A 24970-nucleotide genomic window follows, 5' to 3' on the forward strand; every position below is an offset into this window, starting at 1 on the left:
AAGAGGGCGTTAATCAGCCATCTTTTGGCTTTCTTAACTGCCCTCCCTACGCTACCCGCCAAGCGTCGCTATTCGCTGCAACAGCGGTTCCCGATATCTGGACCATACCATGGATGCCTCTCTGCCGATGACATCCGCATGACGTACCGATCCCATTCCCCCATGCCACCGATAGGCAGTAAGCGGTTCATTCAGGTATGGGAACCGATGACCGTTCAGTACAATACGCATCCAGAGATCCAGATCATGGGTGTAGGGAAGAAGTTCATCGAACAGCCCCACTCCGCTAAAGAGATCCTTGCGAATCATGACCGTGCAGCCATTCACCGGATTGCCGTTAACAAACCGTCGTAGTAAATCCATATCCGACATCGGTTCAGGCCCACCATGCATTCTGGTAACTGCCGAATGCTCGTTGATATAATGAAAGTTCGTATGGGAGACGAGCACATTCTCGCGTTGCATAAACTCCAGCTGATAACGAATTTTATCCGGATACAGATAATCATCCGAACTGAGCCAGGCTACATAATCACCAGAGGCATGGCGGATGCCATGATTAAGTGCCGAAGCCGTCCCGCCATTGCTTTTGCCAAGCACATTAATATAAGGAAGATAGGGTTGAAGCAACTCTGCATGCCGGGTTGAACCGTCATTCACAACAACGATTTCCACATCGGGATACGTCTGGTTCAGCGCACTCTGAATCGCCTGAGGCACATAAGGGCAGTTGTAGAATGGAATGACAATGGATACTCTCGGATTCAACTTGTCGTCCTCCCTTGCTGGACACGAACATCACTCAGGATATCCTGAAGTGATGTGGCAAATGGAATCATCGGCTGCCAGCCAAGCTTGCGCAGCAGTGATAATTCCTCCTGTTTCCCCGAACCATCTGGACCAGAAGATGCCCCATCCCAGCGAACAGGAACTTCCGCTTCTGTCATGGATAACAGCAGATCTGCAATTTCACCAAGACTGCGCTCAACTCCAGACACCACCGGGTATACTGTACCGCTGGACCCGTGTACCAGGAGGGTCGCATACGCTCTGACGGCATCCCGCACATCCAGAAAGTCACGGGTATTGTCCCGTCCGGACAGACGGAATGCCTCGGTTTTGCCCGCCTGCTCACAGGCAACAACATGGCGTGCAAGCAGTGAACAGATGCCTGTGGAAGGACCCGCACCAATCAGATTGCCTGGCTCCGCCAGCATGATCTGTTGTCCGAAGAGCGACATCCACGACAAGGACACCATCTCTTCCAGCGCTTTACTGAGACTGTATGGATGCGGAGGCTGGGGAATCTGGCCAGGTTCCGGCGTATATTTTAACCGCGATCCTACAATAACGGTTCGTGCTGTCGGACAACTGCGAAGCGCATCCAGCAGATACAGCACGGCCATCACATTGGTCTCCAGGACCAGTAGTGGATCAGACCACGAATCAGGCACTGAATTTTTGCCAGCGAGATGCAGCACATAGTCGGGCTGCACCTCGCCGATCAGATGACGTACTTGCTGTTTATCGTTCAGATCACAGACATGGACTTGTGCACCTTTACCGAATGAATACACATCCGGCCTCCGGACTACCGCTGCAACCACTGCACCCGCTTCCCGAAAATAAGATACGGCATGTCGCCCGGTAAAACCGGAAGCGCCTGTAATCAGCACTTTTTTGCCTCTCAGCTCTGCTCCATCCATAATGCCAACTCCTTCAGCATTGTAGAATAATCCGGCAGGTCTGTCTTCACATCCTCGCGAGTGGACACCAGCGTACGGTCCTGCACTACACTGTCATCACGCACAATCGTCACATCCTGCTTATCCCAGGTCTGCTTGAACAATACAAGCAGGTCATGCTTGCTGACAGGTGCCGGATGAGCTAAGTGGATCAGACCACTAACCGATGAGGCCAGGTAATGGTCTACCCATTTGGCCAGCTCAAGGGTGGTCACACCGTTCCAAAATACGCGGGTATACCCCCCAACTTCACCTGTGCTGGACATAAACCATTGCATCAGACCAATGCCGCCCTGGCGAATCTCGGGTCCAATGATGGACGTACGGATCGTCAGATGACCTTCATCCTGAACTTCGCCAAGTGCTTTGGTGATAGCGTAAGCTGAAGTCCCATCCGTAACATCATCTTCCCGGTATGCTCCCCGTTCTCCACTGAACACACAGTCCGTGCTGATATGAATCAGGCGTGCACCAATCGTATCTGCAACCCGCCGCAGACGATGTGGCAGGAAACCATTAATATGATATGCAGTAATTTTGTCCTCATCTGCGAAGTTGTTCAACACACCTACAGCATTAATAATCACATCCGGGTGCACAGCTTCTACCAATCGATCAACCATGAAGCTGTCGTTCACATCCAGGAGCAGACCATTGGGGTCTGTTACATCCCGAGATGTGTAGAAGACGCTGTGTACACCTTGACGGCGGAAATAGTCGACCAAAATATGGCCGGCCATTCCGTTTCCACCAAGTATCAGCAGTTTCATGACAAGAATCCTCCGCGTTTCAGAATTTCACGAATCTCCTCTTTGGTCATGAGTTGGTGTTCAGAACTGAAACTGTTAAAGGAGACCGGAGGACAATTGGTATAATGTTCACGCAGGCCCGGTATGCCCAGGGTAGGAAGAATTACCAGGTACTGCTCATCGTAGACAACGGTGGTCATGCTCTCGAATTCACTCATCAATATTTCATGGATTTTCTCCCCTGGACGAATGCCCCGTTCTACAATGCTCACATTCTCCACACCGGAATCCTCAATCAGTACTTCCGCGAGATCAACGATTTTGCAGGTAGGCATCGTCATGACAAAGATCTCTCCGCCGACACTTTCCACCGAAGCTTTGAACAGCAAGGTAATTGCATCCTTCAGCGTAAGAAAGAATCGAGTCATACTCATATCCGTGATGGAGACCTGCCCTTTCTGGCGGATCTGATTCTTGAACAGATGTACCACACTTCCGTTTGTTCCCAGTACATTCCCGCCCCGTACCGTAACAAACTTGGTATCGCTGTGTAACAAGTTTGCATATACAATTAATTTCTCGCCGATCGCTTTTGTCATGCCATAGAAGTTGGACGGATTGGCAGCTTTGTCAGTCGAGATATAGATTACTTTTTCCACCTTGTTCTCAATAGCAGCCTCAATTACGTTCTGTGTACCAATCACGTTGGTTTTGAGTGCTTCGTACGGTTGGTCTTCACACACCGGAACATGCTTGAGCGCAGCCAGATGAAATACATAGTCCACATGCTGGCAAGCCGCCGTCAAGGCGTCCTTGTCACGAATATCTCCAATCCGGAAATGAAGACGCGGGTCTTCAAATTCACGACTCATAGCCACTTGGCTAGACTCGTTCCGGGAATATACAATAATTTCTTTGGGCTGCTGGGGCAGTAGTTGAGCCACAAGTTCATAACCCCATGATCCCGTACCGCCAGTCACGAGTATACGCTTATTTTCAAACATGCATTTTCCCTCCAAGCAGAAATTTAACCACTTTACTGGATACATCTGTGGCTTTGTAACCTTGCGGGCAATCCCAGTCGCTAGACATCTTTGTCATGACTTTCACGCAATCAGCGATGCGCGCGGCATCCAGACCGGAGACTACATTGCTGCCGCAATCGACCGTTTCCGGCCGCTCGGTAGTTCGACGCATCGTTACGGTCGGCACGCCCATAATGCAACACTCCTCCTGCACGGTACCGCTATCCGTAAGTGCACAGCGTGCATGACGTTCAAGCATTACAAAGTCGAAGAATCCAAACGGCTCGTGAAACTCCACCAGCGGGTTCATCTCCAGATGCAGATGCTCCGCAATCCGGATCGCTGTACGCGGATGAATACTGCAGATCACACGCAACCCGTGTTCCTCTGCGACCTGGTTCAGTCCTTTCATAATCTCCAGCAAATGAGGGGCATGATCCACATTCTCAGCTCGATGGGCAGTAACCAGGAAGTATTGCCCAGACTTCAGCTTGAGCTTCTTCAGTATTTTGCTGGAACTTACTTGCGCGTCGTAGTGCTGCATGACTTCATAGATGGGATTGCCCGTTAGCACGATGCGCCTGCTTGGTACCCCTTCGCTGACCAAATGTTTCTTGCTCTGTTCCGTGTAAGGCATATTAACGGTGGAGATGGCATCAATAACCTTACGATTTTTCTCCTCAGGCACATCCAGGTCAAAGCAACGATTGCCTGCTTCCATATGAATAACAGGAACACCCATGCGCTCAGCCAATATTGCACATAATGCGCTATTGGTATCGCCGAGCAGCAGCAATTTATCGGGTTTCTCCTGCAATATCAGATCTTCCATCTGCGTAAACATCGAGGATAGCTGTCGTCCCAGAGTGGCCGCTTCATCCTGAAGAACGTAATCCGGTGCGCGCAGGCCCATTTCCTTGAAAAAGAGACCGCTGAGACTTTCCGTGAAGTTCTGTCCCGTATGCACCAGAATATGTTTGGACGCGTACTGGTCCAGCTTGGAGATGATCAGGCTGAGCCGTATGATCTCAGGTCTCGTACCCAGCACCGTCATGATCTTCATCGTAATCCCTGCCTTCATCTTGTATTGGAACCCTTGCGCCCTGCTCGGCTACGTCCCGCTTTGGTAGATTTGCGTCTGCGACTAGCCGATTTCCCCATATGTGGACGCGGTCCCTTGGTTGTACGGGTTCTCCCCTTACGTCTGCCAGTTCCGGAAGTACGTTTCAGCCCCTCACGGTCTCGGCGAGAATGAGGTGCAAGTGGCTTGCGACGACGTTTCCGCGTTTTGCCCCTCTGTTGAATCGGCTTTGCAGCCGGGACAGTACCTGAGGCAACAGGAGCATCGTGACCCAATGCGATTGGAGGTAATGAGGAATGTGGCAACGCCTGTATGACGGTCAGTGGGAATAATAGTGCTCGAACCGTAGTCGGCTCCAGAACCAGTACAGTGCGTAGTCCTCCCTCCCCATGGGTATACACAGGTCCATTCGGAGGTTGGATATAAGCAAACCATCCGGGAAAACGCAATAACCACTGTGTCACCATCGTATGCAGTTTCGTTCGGTAGGTTTCAACGCCGTAGAGCCTTTCCGCTTCTGTCCGATTACGCCACCCCGTATTCGAGGCCAGCTCTGCATCATTCAGCAAGGTTGTTGCCAAGGTGACAAGCGCTTCGGTATCACCCGGCGGGGCCAGAAATGCATCACTGCCTACAGATTCCATTAATTCCTTCAGTCCACCCTGAGCAAAAGCGATGACCGGTTTGGCAAAATAGAGACCCTCCAGTGCGGTCATGCCAAACCCTTCTTTGACCATGCTTGGGATGACCAGGATATCCATCGCGGTATACGCCAGAGATACGTTCTCTTCAAATGTGGTGAAGGTAAACCGGCGTGAATACCCGGATTTTTTCACCCGTGATACACACTCGTCGTAATACTTTTTATCCGATGCTGCCCCGATGATCCAGAAGCGACAGCGCGAATGTGTTTCACAGATCCTCAAGGCCATATCTACAAAAGGTTTCAACCCTTTGGCATCATATATAAATGAAGAAATATAACCGATACAGGTCTGCGATGATTTGAAACCGAGCTCCTTACGCTTGCGTTCGCGCAGATGAACCCAGCGGTCCGGTGCTGGTAGCGCGGGTTCCCAAGTTGGGGAGATAATGGTCACTTTGTCACCTATGCCGGCTTCGTGGAATGGGGCTACCGCTGTCTCGGATATACCGATAATCCAATCCGCGTAACGCCCAATCATCTGGATTGCCTCGTTTGTATGTTCATTCGTATGAATGATCTCGGTAATCTTCCAGATGACCGGAATCTGAAGGGACTTTGCCGCTACAGCCGGCATCACATTAACGCAGGTGTTCGTTAACACCATATCGGGAGCAGTCTCCCGTATTAGGGAGACTGCTTCCTGATACGCTGGTGTATGACGAAGCTGCTCCGCATCATCTGCAATGCCCAGGTAAGGTGTGTACACACCGTGAAGCATCGGCAGAGTGCATATTTTGACCTGAATGCCGAATCTCCGCGCAAGCCCCGCAAGCTTCCCCTCCTGAGGGGCTACGAGCACACATTCAAATATCGTGCCGATCTCTCTCATAAAATGAAGCAGTAGCTTCTCGGCACCTGTAATGCTGCGAGTATTGCACACATGTGAAAATAACATCATCTTTGGTTTCGTTGCCATGGCCGCACGGACCCTGTACACGATTATCCGATACAGGGTACTGTGCACACCTCCTCCCGGCCAGAATTAAGGGAATATGATGGTTAACATTTCATTAATTCTTTTGCCATACGTGTGGTCTTTCAGTGTACGTTCAAGTCCACGAAGTGCAATCTCACGGCGTTCCTTTTCATGAGTAAGATAATATTCCACTTTGTCGAGTAACTCCTGCGGCGAGGAATATGTCTCAATCTCCACACCCGGTTTGTAGAAACGCGCAATGTCATCCCGGGCGTCGGTCAGCTGTAGCGTCGTGGACGCGGCAATTTCAAACGTTCTCGGGTTAGGTGAAGCTGGCGCGATTTTGAGGTGATTATTATTGACGGAATCATCTTCGTGGGATCGATGCAGGTTGATGACAATTTTGGTGCCATTGTACACATCATTGGTCTCCGGCGGACTCATCCAGCGCCCGAGCTCAATCTTCTCGCCATAGGCAGTATAGTCAGGCAGACGGTCCCACCAGATTCCGTTAAATACCGTATTGTGTGACATCAACTGAGGCATGATCGGATTGAAGAAGTATACCCGGTTCCAGTAGGCCGAGCCGATAAAGCTGACATCCCGTTTTAACGGGGAAGGAGTTGTAATCGGAAAGTAATGATTAGTAAATGCGGCAAAAGGGAGGTAGTGAACGGACGCGCAGCCGATTTGTCGATATAGATCGATACAGTTCAGTTCCAACGTGAAGACATGGTCAAAATGTGTCACAATATCCAGCGTCATATCTGTATAGTACGGGTCATCCGTGAGCCAGATCGCCGTCTGAATGCCCGCTTGGCGAATCGCATCGATATGCTCGATGGGGATATCCATTCCATCCAGCACAAGCACAAGATCAGGACGCGTCTGCAGCGCAATTTCAGAAATCGGTTGACGCGGATCAGAGAGGGTTACTTGAGCTACCATACCCTGTAGCGTGGCCATAATGGCCTCATCCAACGGGGAGTAAGGGAAGCCTTTACCCGAGGATACATACAGCACGTGAAGCTGTCGGAAAGGCAACGGTTCCTGTGCACAATTCACAATATAGTTGGCGCGACCGCGCAGATATCCTTCTTCCTTACCTGCGTCATATCCGGCATGTTGCCCATTTTTGCGTGCTTGATCAGCCAGGCTTAGTACGGGTGCATGAATCTTTTTAGTTTTACGGTGTTTGAGAGACATACCGCCACTCCTTTATTTTTTGGGATAGTGTTCATGTTGGTGCTGCACTTCAGACGGGGATTACAAATGTTCCAGCAACTGACCGATCCGGCGAGTGAATGTATGCTGGTTCATCGTGGTGAGAAGTCCACGCCACGCCATCGCCTGTCGTTCTTCTTCATGCTTCAGATAATAGTGGATTTTGCGCTGAAGTTCTGCTGCGTTGGTGAACGTCTCGATGTCATATCCCGGCTTATAATAACGGGGTAAATCTGCACGTGCATCCGTAATCTGCATTGTGCCGCAGGCGCTGATCTCATACGTTCGTGGATTAATCGAGTGACCTTTAAGATGATGTGTATTGCGATTGTCTTCCCCATTCTCGCAAGTCCGGTGAATGTTAATGACAATCTTGGCGCCATTGTAATAATCTACTGTCTCTCCAGGAGCAATCCATCCTTCGTGGATGAAACGACCTAGTACATCATAGCGTGTCAACCGATTCCACTGGCTACCCGCAATGAATACCTTTTTGTCCGCTAGAAAAGGGGCCAGCTCATCAAACAAGGCAATCCGGTTCCAGAATCCGGTACCGATAAAACAAATGTCGTGCTGATGCTGCGGTGCGGCGCGCCGCGGTTGAAACATGCCTGGATTCACCGCGAGTGGCATATAGATGACCTGGTTCGCTCCATGTCCCAGATAGAAGGGTACGGCGGCCTCTTCATGCGTGAACACGACATCATAATGCTGGCAAAGGGACGTTGTATCTTCGGTGAAATACGGATCATCCACAAACCACACGGCAGTTCGGATACCGAGTGCACGTATGCCATTCACCTGCTCTACATGATCTGCGGGGAATACATGCAGACCATTCATAACGAGCACAACATCGGGCCGATGGTGACTGGCTTCCTGCAACATCGCTGCTGGCGATCCAACAACGCATTCACGTACAGATTGCTGCAGAGCCAAGGTGACACCTTCATCGATGGCATCGAATCCTTGCGGGATATATAACACCTTCATGTCCCGCAGGGTCGGTTCAAACATCTGCACCCGCTCCATCATGGCTTGACAGCCGCCAAATCTGCGGCCTTCTGCATATCCGCCGCGGTAAGCCGTTTCCGCTTCGGTCAGCGGACGGTGCCTTCGTTTTGCCACATTATTCACCCTGTCTTCCTTCAGGAGATCTCACTTCCAGACTCTCCCCGAGATTGGTCTTCCCTCTAAAGGATATGCCTCGGGGTCAGATGCATCATGGACGGGTGTCCTGCAAGGCGCAAAATTGGCGTATGCCCTCCACATCCGCCTGTACGGGCATGTCCGCTTTTGCGGCGATGCAAATAACCCGGAGGGATCTGTCCCCCCGGGCTAACATCATTTGTTAGAGGATGTTCAAAAAGTCCGCTTTTGATTACGAAGGATGCCTATAGGCATCACCAGCATCGAATATGAAATTCAGCCGAAATGTCCGTTGCTCACGTAGTCTTCCCTACGCTCCGCTACTCCATTTCTAGCTTCATCCCATCTTCTCGGTACTGAAAACCGGTCTTTTTGAACTGGCATTGTTGGACAGGTATCATTCCATGCAGGAATAATCCTGTCTACTCGGTTACTGTGCTTTGTAAGCCAGCTGATGTCCGTCCTCGAATCCCTTGGCGAAACCCGCGTTGAATCCCTCGTTGTACGCCTCGTTGTATCCTTGGCTGTACGCACCGTCCGGGTTCGGATCGGTAGGGGTAGCCGGGACGACTGGTTGTACGGGCTTTGGACTCCGGTGCCGCCGTACCGCACGTTTCTTTTTTTTGAGCCACGCACTGCGTCCTTTAAGTGGACGTTTGTGAAGAACACGTTTGGCTCTGAGCGCACGCAGTTTGCGAATTTTTCGCAGACGGGCTCCACGGATTAACAAAGCTCTTTTGGTTCTCAGTCGTATTTTCTTCTTCTTTAACATGTCAACATTCCTCCTGTATGTCCCGAACGATACGAATTGCACACCCGGGGTCTTTGAGCCACGGCAAGCCAGGCTCCCCATGCTGTATTCGGGCCAGCCTGATTCCCGTAACCATACGAGACATTTCTGCCTGATAGCGACTCAGCAAACGAATGTTTTCGGCCAGACTGCGGGCGGATACTTCCGAATGAGCGGTTACACTGGCTACACTGTCCAGAATGCGTGCCAGCGCCTGCTGACTGTGTGCAATGGATTCAATGAGCGCCAGTTTGGCTTCCTGCTCACGCCGCATCAGACTCATTTTCCCATGTCTCCCAGATCCATGCCGCCAAACATGCCACCGTCCATACCGCCGCCATCTTCGCTATCGTTCTGCACCATCACCGCTTTGAGATTGTTGCACAGTCCGGTCTCCATCCGGGTTAATCCTTCCAGCAATTCCACCAGCTGATCATGCATTTTGAGCGGCTCGCCTACCTGATCCCCATGCGTCAGAAAGGTATCCCCATTCAAATGATTCAGCGTCCAGTTCCGTACCTTCTCGGCCTCAATCGCTTTTGCCTCCAGGATCAGGGCAATATTCCACTGCATTTTGGCTGCTGCGTCCAGCATCAGAATGAGGCTCTGTTCTCTACTCATGTTCCTTCACCCGCCTTCCGGGCTTATTCTTCTTCTTGAACCGCGATCTCCCGCATGACTTGGGTCAGCGTTTCGGCTACAGCCTCTTCCAGATCTGCAAGGCCCCCCAAGTAAGAGATAATGCTTTTGTTGATTTGCCCAGAGCTATCCAGCAGACCGTCAACGCCATCCAACTCCGGTTCGATATCTGGCAAATGATTGATGATTTCAGACATGCGTACAGCGACTTGGCGTTTGGCATCCAGCACACGTGCGATCTGCTGGTGAGAGTGTGCAATATGTGTGATGATTTCATCGATTTTGCTCTGCATGGTCCTCCTCCTTACCGTCACGGCCTGCTTCACCCATAGAAAAACCCGGCCTATCAGCATTTGCCTGTTACAGCATATGCCGGGCCGGGATCGTCAGTTACTACAGCTTGCGCCTATATCGTCAGATGACATAACTCCAGTCGGAAGAATATCGACTGAGGAATTGGCGAGTACGTTCCTGCTTGGGACGTACAAACACCTCCTCCGGGGTTCCTTCCTCCACAACGGAACCTCCATCCATGAAAACAACCCGATTTGCCACCTCACGGGCAAACCCCATTTCATGGGTGACTACAATCATGGTGATCCCCTCTTGAGCAATGGAGCGGATGACAGACAACACTTCTCCCACAAGCTCGGGGTCCAGCGCCGAGGTCGGTTCATCAAACAAAATCACTTCGGGATTCAGTGCCAATGCTCTGGCGATGCCCACCCTTTGCTGTTGTCCACCTGACAACATACTTGGATACTCATTGATTTTGGCAGACAGTCCGACTTGTTCAAGCACACGCAAGGCACGCGTGCGGGCATCGGATTTGGACATTTTCTGGGCAATAATTAAACCTTCCGTGACGTTATCCAGCACCGTCTTGTGTTTGAACAGATTATAATGCTGGAACACCATCGCCGTTTTTCGTCTCAGCTGCACAATGTCATGTTTGCGTGCATGCTTGCAATCGACGGTTAATCCACTGATCTGAACCTCGCCCTCATCGGCACGTTCCAGAAAATTGACACAGCGCAGCAGCGTTGTTTTACCTGATCCGCTCGGTCCAAGGATCGCTACGACATCGCCCTGTTCCACGGTCAGATCAATTCCCTTCAATACTTCCTGCTTGCCAAAAGTTTTGTGTATGTTGGTTAGTGTAATCATGACACGCCTCCTTTGCTGTACACGGCAACCCGACGCTCAAGCAGAGCAGTGATCCGCTCGGCAATGATGGTCAGCCCCCAATAGATGAACGCTGCGGCGATAAAGGCCTCCAGAAACTTCAGACTGACGGATGCCACCACATCCGCTTTACCGAGGATGTCCATCTGAGACACGGTAAAAGCGAGTGTTGATCCATGCAGGAACCCAACAAACATACTGCACAGGTTAGGCAATACAGCCCCGATCGCTTGAGGGATGATGATGCGCCTTAAAGCCTGGAATGTGCTCATGCCTACAGCGTGAGCCGCCTCCATCTGGCCGATATCCACAGCAAGAATGCCTGAACGGATAATCTCGGACATATAAGCGCCCGCAGTGAGCGAGAAAGCAATCAGTACAAATACGAGAATTGGAATCGACGAGGATTGGAAAGCCCAACCGTAACGTTCCGCCAGCTTATCGATAATCATCGGAATACCGTAATAGATGAGGAATAGATGCATCAACATCGGTGTTCCACGCAGGAATGAAACGTAGAACTCAGCAATGCGGTGAATCCACCGCACGCGATAGATACGGATCAGAGCCGTAGCCAGACCGATTCCGAACCCTGCAATCAACGGAACAATCGTAATGACAAGTGTCAGTGGCAATGCCTTCAGGATTTGAAAAAAAGATGTATAGATAAACTGGAGATCAATCGACATATGCTCACCCCGCTATTCGTTTCAGTGAGAGTTCAAAAAGTCTGGTTTTCAGTACCGATGCGCCAGGCATGATTCGTAATCAAAAGCGGACTTTTTGAACAACCTCTTTCAGGCGTTTTGCTCGAATTGCCGGTTTGTGTACGACTCTTTTGCGTTCATGACGCTGGAGTCTGCGTTCTGCAAAGGCAAATCCTTTTTCAAGCACAATAACAATGACATAATAGACTACAGACAGACTGATATACACTTCAAGTGCGTGCGATGTAGCCGAAATTAACGTCTGCCCTCTGCCCACCATATCCATGACACCAATGGAGAAAGCCAAAGACGTATCCTTTAATGAACCGATTAACGTGTTAGCCATGTTCGGAAAAGCAACAATCAGTGCCTGCGGAACAACAATCCGCCGAAAAGACTGGAATGTGGTCATACCGGCAGCATAGGCTGCTTCCGTCTGACCTTTATCCACACTGCGCACCGCTCCGCGAAAGATCTCGGCAAAGGATGCCGCGTCACTAAGCGCATAGGTCACAATGACAAATAACAACGGGTCGGTTCTCGACAGGTCGATGCCAATGGGTTTGAGCAACTCGGGAAGTCCGTAATACACCAGGAACAATTTGATCAGGATCGGTGTGCCCCGCATGAATGAGACGTACAGGGTAGCCAACTGGCTTAGTACCGGAATCCGATACAGCCGGGGAACGGCCAGAAGTACGCCGCCCACCAGTCCGAGCACGATGGAACCACCCAGTACAATCAGTGTTATATGCAAATATCGTAGCAGTTCCGGGATGAAATCCAGAACCAATGACAGATCAAATGATTTTCCCATTACCGCTGCACACCTTTCTCAGACTACTCTTCAACCGTATAGTCAGCTCCAAGCCACTCTGTGCTCAGTTTGCCTAACGTTCCATCTTCTTTGATCGCTTTGAGCGCTTCGTCCACTTTGGTTTTGAGCTCCTGCTCATCCTTGTTCAGAATGAAGTACACTTTGGAGTTGGAGAGGGCATCTCCTACCGTTTTCAACTGAGCATCAACCGCCTTATTCTGATAATCAATGGCAAACTGCGTGCTGATGGTGGCATCCACCCGGCCTGTTTTGATCTGGGTAATGGTATCCTCACCCGCTCCGGAATAAACGATATCAATCCCGTTGCCGTTCGCTGCATTCCATTTCTCAGCAAGTACAGCCGCGTTACTCGTAGCACCAACAATCAGTTTTTTCCCTTTGAGATCCTCAATCGATTTTACTTCCTCATTTTTCTGACTTACGACAATTTTATTTGGAAAAATATTATAGGCTTCATCATTAAACAGGAACTTGGCCTGTCTCTCATCATTCACTTCCATCTGGTGAGCGATCAGATCAATTTTTTTCGTTTCCAGACTCAGCAGCAGGTTTTTGAAATCCATGGTGCTGAATTCGAATTCGTACTCAGGCAAACGTTTGTCGATCTCCCGGATCAGTTCCACATCATAACCTGTTAACTTGCCATTCTCATCAATGAAGCAGACATTTGGGAACTGTGTACCTGTTCCTACAATGATCTTTTTCACTTTGGTGTCGCCTGCTGCCAAAGCAGATTCTGAATCATTGCTTGCAGTTCCTGTGCTGCATCCAGCCAGTACCGCCAGCATTGTAATGAACAGCAGTGCTGTCCGGAATTTTTGAATCCCCCGTTTTTTAACCATTCCCAATCTCCTCCACAGGCTGTTATCACAGCAAATATGATGTGTACTCCCATTCCTCTTCCTATTAACAAACCATTCTTACTTGTATAGTCGGAATTAGGTTGAACAAAGAATATCATTACAAGTCATCTTAGGGCAATAACTAAACTAATAGGACATCCTGATATGGTTATAGGACTTCTCTATAGTACAAGAAAAAGCCATCCCCCATATCGATTGGCGGATGGCTTCTTCTTGTATGACTCATACTGATTATACCATTTTGGCGGTGCATCACTTGGTGTGTACACTACTCATCTATCTGCGACTCGCCCATTTAATTTTACGTGCAACTTCCACTCGCTGTAATTGTAAGAGACCGATCCGTTCCTCGAACTTCTTGCGTTCGTCCATGGAATGAGCGGCATGAATCTGGTGGCACAGACCTGTCAGTTTGCTGTTGATGTAATCAAACCGTGTCCATAGTTCCTCTTCAGGTGTGCGTTGCTGCTCCGTCGCCGTCTGAAATATTTTGAGTTGGCGGATAAGGGATTGTTGCCATTCCTGATCCTGAATTTGGATGGCAAAATGCAAAAGATCCAGATAGTCATCAATTTGCAACGAAACGCCGCAATCAGATTTAGTGTTCATCGTCGTCTCTCCTTATTTCAGTACTTGGCTGGAATCCATTACTTCTATCTTACAGGAACAAGCCCACTGAAAGCGAGTACTGAACGATTAAATTTCGGGAAAATTTTTATTTTTTTATGTTAAAACAGCTTTACATTTCCATTAAGAGCAATTTGGCAGGATATTGATATTGGTACATATGAAATTGGTAATAAAAACCCGCGTTAAGGAAAAAAGTTCTTTCCTCAAAACGGATTTTTCATCATTTTATATATAATATCAACACATATCAAATTAGTCATTTTTTCCATCTCGCTGCTGTCTGGTCATCAGTAACATGAGAAACGAGATGATAATAATGGAAACAGTCCATGCCCAGGCCATGGTCTGATTGCCCGAATCTACAGCGACATAGATTGCCGTGGGTACCGTTTGTGTTTTGCCCGGAATATTGCCTGCAATCATCAGTGTCGCTCCGAATTCGCCGAGTGCACGGGCAAAGCCCAGGATGAAAGCGGTCATCAATGCTCTGCCTGCGAGCGGCAGGGAAATGTAACGAAAAACCTGCCACTCATTTGCACCAATCGAACGACCTGCATCCTCCAGATCACGATCCACACCACTGAATCCCGATTTCATCGTCTGATACACGAGTGGAAAAGCAACCACCACCGAAGCAATCACCGCAGCCCACCAGGTGAAAATAACCGGTGCGGAGAATATGGCTTCAATCCATTGTCCAAACAGACTTTTACGCCCCAGTATGACAAGTAACAGAAATCCAACCACCGTCGGAGGAAGGACTAGCGGCAGCATAAATGCCGTTTCCAGCAGAATCTTTCCCCGAAATGAAGAACGTGACATCTTCCAGGCTATCGCAATTCCGAGCACAGTGGCCACAACGCTGGATAACAGCGCAACCTGAAGTGACAAACGCACCGGTGACCAGAATACGGACCAGTCTATGGCGTTCACATTCATTCCGGAATTGTGAATCCGTATTTCGCGAAGATATCCAGTACTTCAGGGGTTTGTAAATACGCATAAAATTGTTCGGCCTCTGTACGGTGTTTGGTTCCTTCAATAATGCCTATTGGATAATTGGCTGGTGTGTAGCTGTTCTTGTCCACCTCAAACGCAATTTTCACCTGATCCGAAGTAAGAGCATCCGTTTTATATACAAATCCTGCATCTGCATTACCTGTCTCTACATATTGAAGAACCTGTCTAACGTCTTTCCCCTGCACAAGTTTACTTTCCAGTTCATCCCACAGCTTGGCATTGGTCAGAGCTTCCTTGGCATAGGTTCCCGCAGGAACACTTTCCGGAATCCCAATGGCTACCGTCTTGATGGAGTCGCTGGTGAGATCCGTTTCACTGGTTACTGTGTGGGTCCCATCTGCTGGCACTATGGCCACCAGTGAATTCTGTAGCAGATTCTTCTGATCGCCCGATGCAATCAGGTTTTCATCCACTAGCGCATTCATATTTTTCGTTGCCGCCGATACAAAGATATCAGCCGGGGCACCCTGTTCGATCTGCTGTTGCAAGGCACCCGAGGCGCCAAAGTTAAAATTAAGTTCTATATGAGGATTAGCTAACTCATAATTGGTTTCAATCTCTTTCATCGCATCGGTCAGACTGGCCGCCGCAGAGATTGTCAGATCTACCGTTTCCTGCGGATCGGTATTTCCTGCTGATGAACTTTCACCTGATGCCGCTGGCGTTGAGGTCGTTTGTTCTGCACCCGTGGATGTATCCGTAGCGCCCGTGTTTGCGCCGCAACCAGCCAATACAAGAGCCAGTCCCAGTGACATACTTCCCAACACATATCCGATTCTCTTTCTCATTCATTTCTCCCCCAACGTTATCTTTAGATATAACTAGTTATAATTGATTATATCTAATTATACACAAGACAAAAAAAATAGGAAGGTGATTAAGATCACATTTGATTTTTGTTATCTGTCCTATGCGTTTATTGCGTGTTCTCAGGTTTATGGCATCCCTCAATTAATGATATAGTACAAGAAACATTCATAATAAAACCATCATTGCTCTATACCTTTGAAGGAGGATCTTCACTTATGACGGAGGAGCAATCCTACACAACCGAAGAAATATCCAAGCTGCTCAAAATATCGAAACTGACGGTCTATGACCTAATCAAAAAAGGAGACCTCGTCGCATACCGTGTGGGTAAACAAATGCGAATTGATGCAACCGATCTGGAGGCATATAAACGTCGCTCCAAGCAACTTCAGTCCTCAGGTCAGCGTATCCCGACTCCTCATCAGACCTCGGAATCAGGGACTCAGCCAAGTCCGGGTGATTTTCAGGGTACTTCCATACAATCGACTACACCCGTTGGGTCTGCGCATGCGATTACTCCAGCGAGTTCTGCTCATGCAATGACTGCTGTACCACGGCATCTGGTCATAACAGGTCAGGATGTCAGTCTGGATATTCTAATGCGCCATATGGAAAAACAAACTCGGGACATTCGTCCGTTACGTTCGTTCATGGGTAGTCTGGATGGGCTTATCTCGATGTATCGCGGTGAGTCCGATCTGGTCAGCACCCATCTGCTCGACGGAGATACCGGTGAGTATAATCTGCCGTATATTCGCAAAATTCTGACAGGACGATCTTATGTGGTGGTGAACCTGCTGTCACGTCCTGCCGGACTATATGTACAGCGTGGCAATCCACAGAACTTGCAGAATTGGACCGATCTGAGCAAGCCTGAACTGAGACTAGCTAATCGGGAGATAGGTTCTGGCGCGAGAGTATTGCTGGATGAGCAACTTCGACTGCATGGAATTCCTGCAGCAGGTCTGATCGGATATGAAACCGAAGAAACCAGCCACATGGGCGTGGCGGCCAAAGTCAGTTCAGGAGAAGCTGATGTCGGAGTTGGCATTGAGAAGGCTGCGCGACTTGTGGGACAGGTTGATTTTATCCCGCTCATTCAGGAACGTTATGATCTGGTCATGCTGAGGAAGCAAGGTAATGAAGCTTGGACAGAATCTGTACTGCGAATTCTCCAATCGCCGGAGTTCAGGCAGGAACTGCAATCATTCGAGGGATATGACGTATCTCGGACAGGTGAGATTTTGTACGAAGCATAGGTATACCAAATGTAGACAATAACAGCCCATGCTCAACGTGTATTCAACATTACATCATGCATATACAAAACGCCTTGCAAGGGCTGCAAGGCGTTTTTGGTGTTTCTTTCTATATATAACGCATGATATCGATGAATGGATTGCTTAATGTGGCAAATCGATCTCAAAAATGAACACACCATACGCGGGCATGTTGATCTCATTCTGAAGTGTTGTACCTGACAGTAACTCTTTTACTTGCTTCTTAAGGTTAATGGGGACTTGTTGATCCGAGTAGTTGAGTAAAAAGACATAAGCTTTATCCTTACCAGAACGGATACCAAGCTCAACTTCGGACGGTACCTCTACCAGGTCACCCACAGGTGAAGATAGCTCTATTTCATCCAGGAGAGCATCTACGACCGGTTCATTGTAAGCCGCTCCATAATACCATACTTGCCCCTGACCTACCGTACGTTTGGTCAATGCAGGACTACCTGCATAATATTCAGATGTATACTCAGCCATGACCTGCACGTCAGCATGCTCCACATGAAGAACTTCGTTAAATCCGGCCGTTGACGTTCCCTCCTGAAGTCGCTCACTCGCCCCACTCCATTGCAGTCTGGCTGCTGGAACGGTTCCTTTGATTAAGGTAAAGTCCTCTACGGTTACACCACACAACTCAGCGACAGCCCCAGGGAACGGTCTCATGTAACAATGCCCCTTGAGATCCTTATATCCGGTGCGAGCACCGAAAAACAGAGTGCCTCCTTGACTGACATAGGCTTGCAGAAGTTCTGCTGTCTCGTCTGTCATGATGGCCGGGTGAGCATAGATAATCACCTTATATTCGGATAACTCTTCCAGTGTTGTCGTTGGTTGCAGTGTAACCATGTCCGTCGGAATATGACGATACTGGAGCTGCTTATACCAGGAGCGAACACTCTGTTGCTGAAGCGGACCGTGCCATTCGTCCAACTCTCCGTCCCACAGGTTATCGTAATCCTGTAGGATCGCAACATCGGCTTGATATGTAGTGCCCGCAATAACACGCCCGATCTTGGCAAACTCTTCCCCTACTTGTGCAACCTCGCGTACTCTTCTGTTAGGTTGATTATGGTAATCATTGATGCCATGCCAGTACATCTCCGTGCCAAATGTTGCCGTCCGCCAGCGGAAGTAGACGAGTAGATCTGTTCCGTGAAGAACAGATTGATACGACCATAATCGGATCTGTCCCGGTCTTGGCGTACCCATGCCTATACTGTCGACCCAGCCTCCTGGCCCAGACTGTTGTTCCATGACGCAGAAGTTCGGTGACATGTTACGTACGTTCGACAGTTTCATGCTCCAGGCCCGATCTTGTAATGAGTTATCGTCTGTCCCTGGGAAGATCGTGGCAAACTGCGGATACGAATCATAGGAGAAGAAATCCAATAGCTCCTCTGTCATTTCATGATTATCCAAGTGTCCAAACGTACCGTTTGTTGTGATCCAATGTTCCGGGTCCAGTTCCCGAATGATGTCCACCTGAAGCTTGGCAAATGAAATGGTATTTGCTGAGATGAATCTCTTTTCATCTAGTGCCAAATGAGGGTTGGGCGATTGGCTGACCATATTTCGGGTAAGGTGAACTTGCTCCCAGTCAGTATAGGTCTGACTCCAGAAAACGGTTCCCCAAGCCTGGTTCAGATTCTCCAACGATTCATAACGATCCTTTAACCATTCACGGAAGGCGACATGGTCCGCCTCAGCATAGAAAACATCCATATGACAATTGAATTCATTATCGATCTGCCATCCAATGAGAGCCGGATGATCTTTATAGGCAATCACCATATTGCGCACGATTTTTTCACATTGCTGTCTGAAGATTGGGCTGCTGTAGTTGGTATGACGCCGCATGCCGTGTTGATACAACACCCCGTCTTTATTTGCGTTTAATACTTCAGGATATTTGGATGTTAACCACGCTGGTGGAGTTGCAGTAGGTGTTCCCAAAATAACACTTAAACCGTATTGATGCGCCAGATCCAGTGCCTTCTGGAAAAAACTAAAATCGAACTGGTCTTCTTCCGATTCAAAGATAGACCATGCAAATTCAGCCATCCGAATAACTGTGATATTCATCTCTTTCATTCTACGGAAATCGTCCTCCCACAACGCTTCCGACCAGTGCTCAGGGTAATAACAGACCCCCATTTTTAATTCATCCATTTGGATTGATTTTGCCACCTTTAATTGCCCCCTTAACCTGCCATATTGCCTCCATTCTATTGGAACCTTCACATATAATAAATGACAAGATTATGCGACTTATAATAAAATATTGTCATTGTCCAAGATTCAAATAACAGTGGGATGAATCCATTTCAGTTCACTACATAAAAATATTGCGTTTAAATGGAGGATGCACGTGAAAGAACACATCTTTCTCCCCAAGCCGGTTTTCCCCAGACATGTATGCTTTCCCGATTTTATTGGAGGGTACAGTGACTTTCCGAAACATTATGTGAATCGGGAATATCGAACGAAAGATATCAACTTGGATCATTGCTATAATTTGCACCTTGTACTTGAAGGTAAAGGATTCCTGGACACGGGAACCACTCGTTATGAGCTAACACGAGGGCAGGGATTCCTCTACGGTCCCGGTCTCAGACAAACCTACTATTCAGATTTGGATGACCCTTGGAGTATTCGTTGGATTCACTTCTACGGTATTCGTCTCGAAGAACTGTTAAATGGAAAAGGCGTTGACGAGCCCTGGCTGTTTCAATGTTCCAACTTTCCGGTGGTTACCGCGCTCATGGATCGATTGCTGGAGCTAGGCAGAGGCTATCAGGTGGAGGACGAGCACAGTGTGGCAGCAACATTATATGAACTTCTGACCCGATTGCAATCCGCAGCGAGTCAAATCAATGTTTCTTTAAATCACACTTCAGAGCGAATTCGTGAAGCAGGGAATTATATTCGTTCCCATAGTAACGAGCACATCACACTTGATCACGCTGCCGGAATTGCCGGATACAGTACAACATACTTTAGCCGCAAGTTCAGTCAGACGTTTGGCATCTCCTTCCCGGAATTCCTCTTGGAATCCAGGCTACTACATGCGAAACAGCTGCTCGCCACAACCAACCTTTCCATTAAACAAATTACACTGGAAACGGGATTTTCACAGTCAAGCTACTTCATCCGCTGTTTTAAAACCCAGGAAAACGTAACACCTATGCAATTTCGAATGATGCACAATCATTCGTTATAGGGCACGGGACGTATTCCTTGAACAAGCTGATGCAAAAAAAGACTCTGCATATAACATGCAGAGTCTTTTTCGTTCATTTTTTATATAAGTTCATTTGTATCTTCGTCCTCATCAGCCTTATATTCCAATATATCTCCAGGCTGACAATCCAGTGCTTTACAGATCGCATCCAGAGTGGATAAACGGATCGCTTTTGCTTTTCCTGTTTTTAATATGGAAATATTGGCGATTGTGATCTCAACTCTCTCTGCAAGCTCGGTAACCGTCATTTTCCTCTTTGCCAACATCACATCAATATTAATTATAATGGCCATATATTCACCTCAGACCACTAGGTCATTTTCTGATTTGATATCAATCGCTTCCTGTAACAATATTTGGAGCACAGCGGAGAACACTGCAATGACCAATGAAGCAAAAACAGGAACCATTCCCATAAGAATGAGGCCTGGGGCATCATCTTTCTCTGCTACAACATAAACAAATGGCAACATCACAAAATAGAAACTACTGATTACAATAGCACAATATTTTATTGTTTTTAAGGATTTCACTGACATTAGAGAGAACGCTTCATTTTTGTCGATGTAGCTCAGCAGACGGAATGCCTGGTACAGTGCAACAATAAACGGAATAACGGACACATACATAATAATCACTATGGGGTATAGCGCACCTGCATAATTCGGATTCACCGGGTTGTTCGCTAACCAAGGTATGCCGAATATACATAAGGCAAGAATGGGAACACCAATAAGCAACACAGCCAATTTTAAAAAGATGGTTGTACCTCGCTTCACAAAAAGCACCTCACTTGTTTTAAATGATATGAATTTATCATAGTATTTATCGTTTTACAATAAATTTTTATTGCAAAACAGATTTTATTTATTCTTTTGCACATTAAGGAAGAGAGACCAAAAGATCGCCCCCCTCTTTGCTTCAATGATTTTTGGACACAAAAAAAGCCCAAAGATAGCTACTGAATGTAGTTATCTTTGAACTCGCTCACATACGCCAGAACAGTCCAGCCTCATCCCTTTCCACCTGTTCAAGCACATTCTCAAAATCGGAACAAGGTGTAATAACATCTACCGGATTCCAGCTGCTCTGTTCATCTCTGGCATACACTTTCCACTGATTTTCTTCCCAGTAAAATCGGGCAATATGCATCTTATCCCATTGATACCGTTCAGTGGCGCAGGTACCTTCTCGTGAATATATCCGTTCATTACGGACTGAATTCTTCGTAACGTAAACAAGTCCAGCATGAAGATGCACACCCTTTCAGCAAAATACCACCTCTGTTCTACGCACCACATGCAGCTCCAAGCACACAACAACCTGCTCCATGCAAAGGTGGTCAGCCACATCCCTTGATCATTTTACCAGCTTGATTTTGTTACGCCAGGAATCTGTCCTTGATGAGCCAGTTCTCTGAACTTAATCCGAGATACCTTGAACTTGCGTTGATAACCCCGCGGGCGGCCTGTCACTTCGCAACGGTTCTTTAGTCTGGTCGGAGATGCATTACGCGGCAATTTCTGCAATGCTTCGTAATCCCCTTTTTCCTTCAATTCCCGGCGCAGGTCCGCATATTTTGCCACGATCGCCTGACGTTGCTTCTCACGTACCACTTTTGATTTTTTAGCCATGAAATACAGCTCCTTTATCCATTAAATTTATGTTTAGAACATCAACTTCCGAGTTATACCGCTTCCACAGGCCATGGCAGTGGATTGTCGAACTGGCCCCAGTCGCCCAGCATTTCTTCATCACTGAGCAGGCACTGGTCCAGCTCATCTTCAATGCTTGCACGCTCCATTTCGATCCCAATCATGACAAGCTCCGTCTGACGATCTCCCCACTGGGCATCCCATTTCTCCAGAACATCCGGCTCGTTACGTAAAATCTCTTCTTTGTCCGCTTCCGGCAACGCCGCGACCCAATGTCCCGCAGGACCGAACTGAATGGATGGCCCTGCCTGACTGAGACTTGCCGCAACATCCCCTTCAGCCGCAAGCCATACCAAACCTTTGGCACGTACCACTTCTTCCGGCCAGTAACTCATGAATTCAGCCAGACGGGAAGGATGGAATGGCTTTCTACGGCGATAGACAAAGGAACCAATACCATATTCCTCGGTTTCCGGTGTATGCGACTCCTTCTCCAGCTCCTGAATCCATCCAGCGGACATGCTCACTTTCTCAAAATCAAAGCGGCCTGTATTTAGAATCTCGGACGGATTCACCTGTCCATTCTCGGTCCGAATGATCTTGGCGTTAGGCTGTAACTTGCGGATGATACCTTCGAGCTTGTTCAGCTCGGTGTCATCGACCAGATCACATTTGTTCAGTAGCAGCACATCACAGGTTTCGATCTGATCAATCAACAAGTCTACAACGTCACGGGTGTCCTCATCTCCGGTCGCCTGATTACGATCCAGAAGACTCTGACCTGATCCAAAATCATGCCAGAATCGATTGGCATCTACTACCGTTACCAAACAATCCAATCGGGCCAGACTAGTCAGGTCAATACCCGACTCTTCATCGGCGTATGTAAAGGTCTGTGCAACTGGAACAGGTTCACTGATGCCGGTGGATTCGATCAAAATATAGTCATACTTGCCTTCGTTCACCAGCTTCTCAATCTCCTGCATCAGATCATCCCGCAAGGTGCAACAGATGCAGCCGTTCGACAACTCCACCAGCTTCTCTTCGGTTCGAGACAAGGTTGCCTCCCCCTTAACCAGCGCTGCATCAATATTGACCTCACTCATGTCGTTAACGATTACGGCAACCTTAAGCCCTTGTCTGTTGTTCAACACGTGATTCAAAACCGTCGTTTTCCCTGAACCGAGGTAACCACTCAGTACGGTTACCGGAACTTGCTTTTGTGTCATAGAAATCTACTCCTTATATGTGCAGTCTGTGTAATTCAGACTTTAATAGTAATTATTACGATTAACAACAATGAATATAATCCTGTTAGACAGTCATTGTCAAACTATTTTTGATTTCAACCTGCAAAAATACAAAAAAAGGCTGACGACCAGCCCTTGCACTTTCGCATCCTGAGGATACGTTTTGGCAAGAAATGAGTCATAAACCTCCTCTGTAAATGTTCTTTAGTTCAATTTATATAGTCACCCCAGATCTGGCCTTATTGCCCGCTTCCATCCGTTGCCTGAACACCAACACCAGTACCATCGCTGCAATAGACAGCAACGTGCAGATCATAAACATGGTCGAATACGAACTCATTTGCACAATGAGCCCCATTGCCAGTCCACCCAGAGAGAATCCGAGGTCATACGAGGACATGAAAATCCCCATGAGTACATATCTGGAATCCGCAGGCAGCACAAAGGACAGATATGTGGTTAATGTCGGGTACAACAGTGCCAGGGCAAAACCGCTGAACACCGCGGAGAGATACACCAATGGCCCGATGATCTCCATTAAGCTGAGTAACTGGGTTCCCAGTGCTGCACATAGCATTAACCCTGCCATCAGCCAAGTATTCCAGCTACCATCAGACGGAATTTTTTTACGCAAAATAAACCTGCACAGGATCACAACCAATCCCTGTATCGTCAGAAATACGCCTGCACTTGCCATTCCGGTGGATACCATATACAAGGGAAGGAAGGTCGCTGTTGCCCCAAAAACGCAGGAAGCAAACAGCATCACCACACTGCTGATTAGCAGTGGCGTACTGCGCCAGATGCCGCCGAATGAACGAAACATATCGCCCAAGGTGTACGATTTGTTCTGCACGGTACTTCGCGGCAGATCCACATTATATCCAATCAGAAGTGGCAGAGCCGCCAGTCCGATCATCAGCAGCGTAAACGCCAGATCACTGGCATTTTCCCAGATTTGTATGGCAAGGATCGGAATGACCAGAGAAGGAACCATCGTAAACAGGGTGTACATGGAAAGCCCTTGTGCCCGGTCTTTGTCCTCCAGCTTTTCCACAATGCCTGCCTGCATCGTCATCGAGAAAAAGGCTGTAGCCACGCCTTGCAGGGCTCGCAACCACAGATACGTCTCCACACCAAAAAAAACAAACAGCAGCAGCGTGCCCGCATGCAGAAGCAATAGCCATTGCATCACTCGAAGCGGCCCATGTTTACCCAGCAGCTGTGCTGCAAAAGGTCTCAAGAGCATACAAGTGAACATGTATGCCCCCATCATCAGACCAATCTCAGCCTGATTCAATCCGGCAGCCTCGCTTCGCAAAGGCAGAATAATCGTCAAAGCTGAATTTGCCGCAAAAAATAAAAAGGCCAGCATATAAAACCGGATAAACGAAAAGGATACCGGATTTAATTTTCCATTGGATGTTGCCGTCATTGAAGCCTTCAAACGTTCGTCAC

The 24970-nt window shown here is 48.2% G+C and carries 28 protein-coding genes; 2 read left to right on the top strand and 26 right to left on the bottom strand.

The window, feature by feature from the left end; translation table 11 throughout:
• Nucleotides 1–51: 51 nt before the first annotated feature.
• From MKY95_RS26935 to modA, 19 genes are all read right to left on the bottom strand, one after another.
• Nucleotides 52–768 carry a glycosyltransferase gene (locus MKY95_RS26935; protein WP_036605844.1) on the bottom strand — a complete coding sequence of 239 codons (717 nt, stop codon included), beginning with the start codon at nt 766–768 and terminating at the stop codon, nt 52–54.
• Nucleotides 765–1706, bottom strand: a complete 942-nt coding sequence (locus tag MKY95_RS26940; protein WP_036605843.1) for an NAD-dependent epimerase/dehydratase family protein — start codon at nt 1704–1706, stop codon at nt 765–767. The genes MKY95_RS26935 and MKY95_RS26940 overlap by 4 nt, the downstream gene beginning before the upstream one ends.
• A complete protein-coding gene (locus MKY95_RS26945; protein ID WP_036605842.1) occupies nt 1688–2515 on the bottom strand; it encodes an SDR family oxidoreductase in 828 nt (275 codons plus the stop codon). The genes MKY95_RS26940 and MKY95_RS26945 overlap by 19 nt, the downstream gene beginning before the upstream one ends.
• Nucleotides 2512–3498: a polysaccharide biosynthesis protein gene (locus tag MKY95_RS26950; protein ID WP_017692517.1), complete on the bottom strand. Its 987-nt coding sequence runs from the start codon at nt 3496–3498 to the stop codon at nt 2512–2514. Before MKY95_RS26950 ends, MKY95_RS26945 begins: the two co-directional genes overlap by 4 nt.
• Nucleotides 3491–4582, bottom strand: a complete 1092-nt coding sequence (gene wecB / locus MKY95_RS26955) for a UDP-N-acetylglucosamine 2-epimerase (non-hydrolyzing) (RefSeq protein ID WP_076329077.1) — start codon at nt 4580–4582, stop codon at nt 3491–3493. The genes MKY95_RS26950 and wecB overlap by 8 nt, the downstream gene beginning before the upstream one ends.
• Nucleotides 4583–4596: 14 nt before the next feature.
• Complete coding sequence (locus tag MKY95_RS26960; RefSeq protein ID WP_339195270.1) at nt 4597–6243, bottom strand: glycosyltransferase; 1647 nt, start codon at nt 6241–6243, stop codon at nt 4597–4599.
• A 45-nt stretch (nt 6244–6288) separates the two neighbouring features.
• On the bottom strand, nt 6289–7428 hold the full coding sequence (locus MKY95_RS26965; protein ID WP_076319759.1) for a glycosyltransferase: 1140 nt from the start codon (nt 7426–7428) through the stop codon (nt 6289–6291).
• 60 nt (nt 7429–7488) lie between these two features.
• The gene (locus MKY95_RS26970) at nt 7489–8583 is read right to left on the bottom strand and encodes a glycosyltransferase (RefSeq protein ID WP_083669917.1); all 1095 of its coding nucleotides are present in this window, start codon (nt 8581–8583) and stop codon (nt 7489–7491) included.
• 442 nt (nt 8584–9025) lie between these two features.
• A complete protein-coding gene (locus MKY95_RS26975; protein WP_051446920.1) occupies nt 9026–9367 on the bottom strand; it encodes a hypothetical protein in 342 nt (113 codons plus the stop codon).
• A 1-nt stretch (nt 9368) separates the two neighbouring features.
• Nucleotides 9369–9668: a hypothetical protein gene (locus MKY95_RS26980; RefSeq protein WP_017692511.1), complete on the bottom strand. Its 300-nt coding sequence runs from the start codon at nt 9666–9668 to the stop codon at nt 9369–9371.
• Entirely contained in the window at nt 9665–10006 is a 342-nt protein-coding gene (locus MKY95_RS26985) for a hypothetical protein (protein ID WP_017692510.1), read from the bottom strand. The genes MKY95_RS26980 and MKY95_RS26985 overlap by 4 nt, the downstream gene beginning before the upstream one ends.
• Before the next feature lie 23 nt (nt 10007–10029).
• Nucleotides 10030–10317 carry a hypothetical protein gene (locus tag MKY95_RS26990; RefSeq protein ID WP_017692509.1) on the bottom strand — a complete coding sequence of 96 codons (288 nt, stop codon included), beginning with the start codon at nt 10315–10317 and terminating at the stop codon, nt 10030–10032.
• A 121-nt stretch (nt 10318–10438) separates the two neighbouring features.
• On the bottom strand, nt 10439–11191 hold the full coding sequence (locus MKY95_RS26995; RefSeq protein ID WP_076319760.1) for an amino acid ABC transporter ATP-binding protein: 753 nt from the start codon (nt 11189–11191) through the stop codon (nt 10439–10441).
• On the bottom strand, nt 11188–11898 hold the full coding sequence (locus tag MKY95_RS27000; protein ID WP_076319761.1) for an amino acid ABC transporter permease: 711 nt from the start codon (nt 11896–11898) through the stop codon (nt 11188–11190). The genes MKY95_RS26995 and MKY95_RS27000 overlap by 4 nt, the downstream gene beginning before the upstream one ends.
• Nucleotides 11899–11977: 79 nt before the next feature.
• Nucleotides 11978–12733, bottom strand: coding sequence for an amino acid ABC transporter permease (locus tag MKY95_RS27005; protein WP_036605839.1), 756 nt, complete (start codon nt 12731–12733; stop codon nt 11978–11980).
• 23 nt (nt 12734–12756) lie between these two features.
• On the bottom strand, nt 12757–13596 hold the full coding sequence (locus MKY95_RS27010) for a transporter substrate-binding domain-containing protein (RefSeq protein ID WP_081745807.1): 840 nt from the start codon (nt 13594–13596) through the stop codon (nt 12757–12759).
• A 297-nt stretch (nt 13597–13893) separates the two neighbouring features.
• Nucleotides 13894–14226, bottom strand: a complete 333-nt coding sequence (locus MKY95_RS27015) for a hypothetical protein (protein WP_017692504.1) — start codon at nt 14224–14226, stop codon at nt 13894–13896.
• A gap of 273 nt (nt 14227–14499) precedes the next feature.
• Complete coding sequence (gene modB / locus MKY95_RS27020; protein ID WP_083669918.1) at nt 14500–15186, bottom strand: molybdate ABC transporter permease subunit; 687 nt, start codon at nt 15184–15186, stop codon at nt 14500–14502.
• Nucleotides 15183–16055, bottom strand: coding sequence for a molybdate ABC transporter substrate-binding protein (modA, locus tag MKY95_RS27025; RefSeq protein ID WP_076319762.1), 873 nt, complete (start codon nt 16053–16055; stop codon nt 15183–15185). Before modA ends, modB begins: the two co-directional genes overlap by 4 nt.
• 237 nt (nt 16056–16292) lie before the next feature.
• On the opposite strand from modA, the gene MKY95_RS27030 reads away from it, so the two are divergent.
• On the top strand, nt 16293–17336 hold the full coding sequence (locus tag MKY95_RS27030) for a helix-turn-helix transcriptional regulator (RefSeq protein ID WP_339195279.1): 1044 nt from the start codon (nt 16293–16295) through the stop codon (nt 17334–17336).
• Nucleotides 17337–17480: 144 nt separating this feature from the next.
• On the opposite strand, the gene MKY95_RS27035 is transcribed toward MKY95_RS27030, so the two are convergent.
• Nucleotides 17481–19553 (bottom strand): beta-galactosidase, encoded by a 2073-nt coding sequence (locus MKY95_RS27035; protein ID WP_339195282.1) that lies wholly within the window; start codon nt 19551–19553, stop codon nt 17481–17483.
• Nucleotides 19554–19728: 175 nt separating this feature from the next.
• On the opposite strand from MKY95_RS27035, the gene MKY95_RS27040 reads away from it, so the two are divergent.
• A complete protein-coding gene (locus MKY95_RS27040) occupies nt 19729–20586 on the top strand; it encodes an AraC family transcriptional regulator (protein WP_076319765.1) in 858 nt (285 codons plus the stop codon).
• An 80-nt stretch (nt 20587–20666) separates the two neighbouring features.
• Here the strand turns inward: MKY95_RS27040 and MKY95_RS27045 are convergent, their stop codons facing one another.
• From MKY95_RS27045 to MKY95_RS27070, 6 genes are all read right to left on the bottom strand, one after another.
• Nucleotides 20667–20900 (bottom strand): helix-turn-helix transcriptional regulator, encoded by a 234-nt coding sequence (locus tag MKY95_RS27045; protein ID WP_036605834.1) that lies wholly within the window; start codon nt 20898–20900, stop codon nt 20667–20669.
• 9 nt (nt 20901–20909) lie between these two features.
• Nucleotides 20910–21386, bottom strand: a complete 477-nt coding sequence (locus MKY95_RS27050) for a DUF2975 domain-containing protein (protein WP_339195287.1) — start codon at nt 21384–21386, stop codon at nt 20910–20912.
• 208 nt (nt 21387–21594) lie between these two features.
• On the bottom strand, nt 21595–21759 hold the full coding sequence (locus MKY95_RS27055) for a DUF3024 domain-containing protein (RefSeq protein ID WP_156946161.1): 165 nt from the start codon (nt 21757–21759) through the stop codon (nt 21595–21597).
• A gap of 212 nt (nt 21760–21971) precedes the next feature.
• A complete protein-coding gene (gene rpsN / locus MKY95_RS27060; protein WP_339195293.1) occupies nt 21972–22241 on the bottom strand; it encodes a 30S ribosomal protein S14 in 270 nt (89 codons plus the stop codon).
• A 53-nt stretch (nt 22242–22294) separates the two neighbouring features.
• Nucleotides 22295–23491: a GTP-binding protein gene (locus MKY95_RS27065; protein WP_339195296.1), complete on the bottom strand. Its 1197-nt coding sequence runs from the start codon at nt 23489–23491 to the stop codon at nt 22295–22297.
• 235 nt (nt 23492–23726) lie between these two features.
• Nucleotides 23727–24947, bottom strand: coding sequence for an MFS transporter (locus MKY95_RS27070; protein WP_339195299.1), 1221 nt, complete (start codon nt 24945–24947; stop codon nt 23727–23729).
• Between the last annotated feature and the right edge of the window lie 23 nt (nt 24948–24970).

The sequence above is a fragment of the Paenibacillus sp. FSL P4-0176 genome (assembly GCF_037975265.1).
Lineage (GTDB): Bacteria > Bacillota > Bacilli > Paenibacillales > Paenibacillaceae > Paenibacillus > Paenibacillus amylolyticus.

Coding starts and splice junctions, on each gene's coding strand:
- MKY95_RS26940 (WP_036605843.1), bottom strand. CDS start 1,706: ATGGATGGAGCAGAGCTGAGAGGCAAAAAAGTGCTGATTACAGGCGCT.
- MKY95_RS26945 (WP_036605842.1), bottom strand. CDS start 2,515: ATGAAACTGCTGATACTTGGTGGAAACGGAATGGCCGGCCATATTTTG.
- MKY95_RS26950 (WP_017692517.1), bottom strand. CDS start 3,498: ATGTTTGAAAATAAGCGTATACTCGTGACTGGCGGTACGGGATCATGG.
- wecB (WP_076329077.1), bottom strand. CDS start 4,582: ATGAAGATCATGACGGTGCTGGGTACGAGACCTGAGATCATACGGCTC.
- MKY95_RS26965 (WP_076319759.1), bottom strand. CDS start 7,428: ATGTCTCTCAAACACCGTAAAACTAAAAAGATTCATGCACCCGTACTA.
- MKY95_RS26975 (WP_051446920.1), bottom strand. CDS start 9,367: ATGTTAAAGAAGAAGAAAATACGACTGAGAACCAAAAGAGCTTTGTTA.
- MKY95_RS26980 (WP_017692511.1), bottom strand. CDS start 9,668: ATGAGTCTGATGCGGCGTGAGCAGGAAGCCAAACTGGCGCTCATTGAA.
- MKY95_RS26985 (WP_017692510.1), bottom strand. CDS start 10,006: ATGAGTAGAGAACAGAGCCTCATTCTGATGCTGGACGCAGCAGCCAAA.
- MKY95_RS26990 (WP_017692509.1), bottom strand. CDS start 10,317: ATGCAGAGCAAAATCGATGAAATCATCACACATATTGCACACTCTCAC.
- MKY95_RS26995 (WP_076319760.1), bottom strand. CDS start 11,191: ATGATTACACTAACCAACATACACAAAACTTTTGGCAAGCAGGAAGTA.
- MKY95_RS27000 (WP_076319761.1), bottom strand. CDS start 11,898: ATGTCGATTGATCTCCAGTTTATCTATACATCTTTTTTTCAAATCCTG.
- MKY95_RS27005 (WP_036605839.1), bottom strand. CDS start 12,733: ATGGGAAAATCATTTGATCTGTCATTGGTTCTGGATTTCATCCCGGAA.
- MKY95_RS27010 (WP_081745807.1), bottom strand. CDS start 13,596: ATGGTTAAAAAACGGGGGATTCAAAAATTCCGGACAGCACTGCTGTTC.
- MKY95_RS27015 (WP_017692504.1), bottom strand. CDS start 14,226: ATGAACACTAAATCTGATTGCGGCGTTTCGTTGCAAATTGATGACTAT.
- modB (WP_083669918.1), bottom strand. CDS start 15,186: ATGAATGTGAACGCCATAGACTGGTCCGTATTCTGGTCACCGGTGCGT.
- modA (WP_076319762.1), bottom strand. CDS start 16,055: ATGAGAAAGAGAATCGGATATGTGTTGGGAAGTATGTCACTGGGACTG.
- MKY95_RS27030 (WP_339195279.1), top strand. CDS start 16,293: ATGACGGAGGAGCAATCCTACACAACCGAAGAAATATCCAAGCTGCTC.
- MKY95_RS27040 (WP_076319765.1), top strand. CDS start 19,729: ATGCACGTGAAAGAACACATCTTTCTCCCCAAGCCGGTTTTCCCCAGA.
- MKY95_RS27045 (WP_036605834.1), bottom strand. CDS start 20,900: ATGGCCATTATAATTAATATTGATGTGATGTTGGCAAAGAGGAAAATG.
- MKY95_RS27055 (WP_156946161.1), bottom strand. CDS start 21,759: ATGCATATTGCCCGATTTTACTGGGAAGAAAATCAGTGGAAAGTGTAT.
- rpsN (WP_339195293.1), bottom strand. CDS start 22,241: ATGGCTAAAAAATCAAAAGTGGTACGTGAGAAGCAACGTCAGGCGATC.
- MKY95_RS27065 (WP_339195296.1), bottom strand. CDS start 23,491: ATGACACAAAAGCAAGTTCCGGTAACCGTACTGAGTGGTTACCTCGGT.
- MKY95_RS27070 (WP_339195299.1), bottom strand. CDS start 24,947: ATGACGGCAACATCCAATGGAAAATTAAATCCGGTATCCTTTTCGTTT.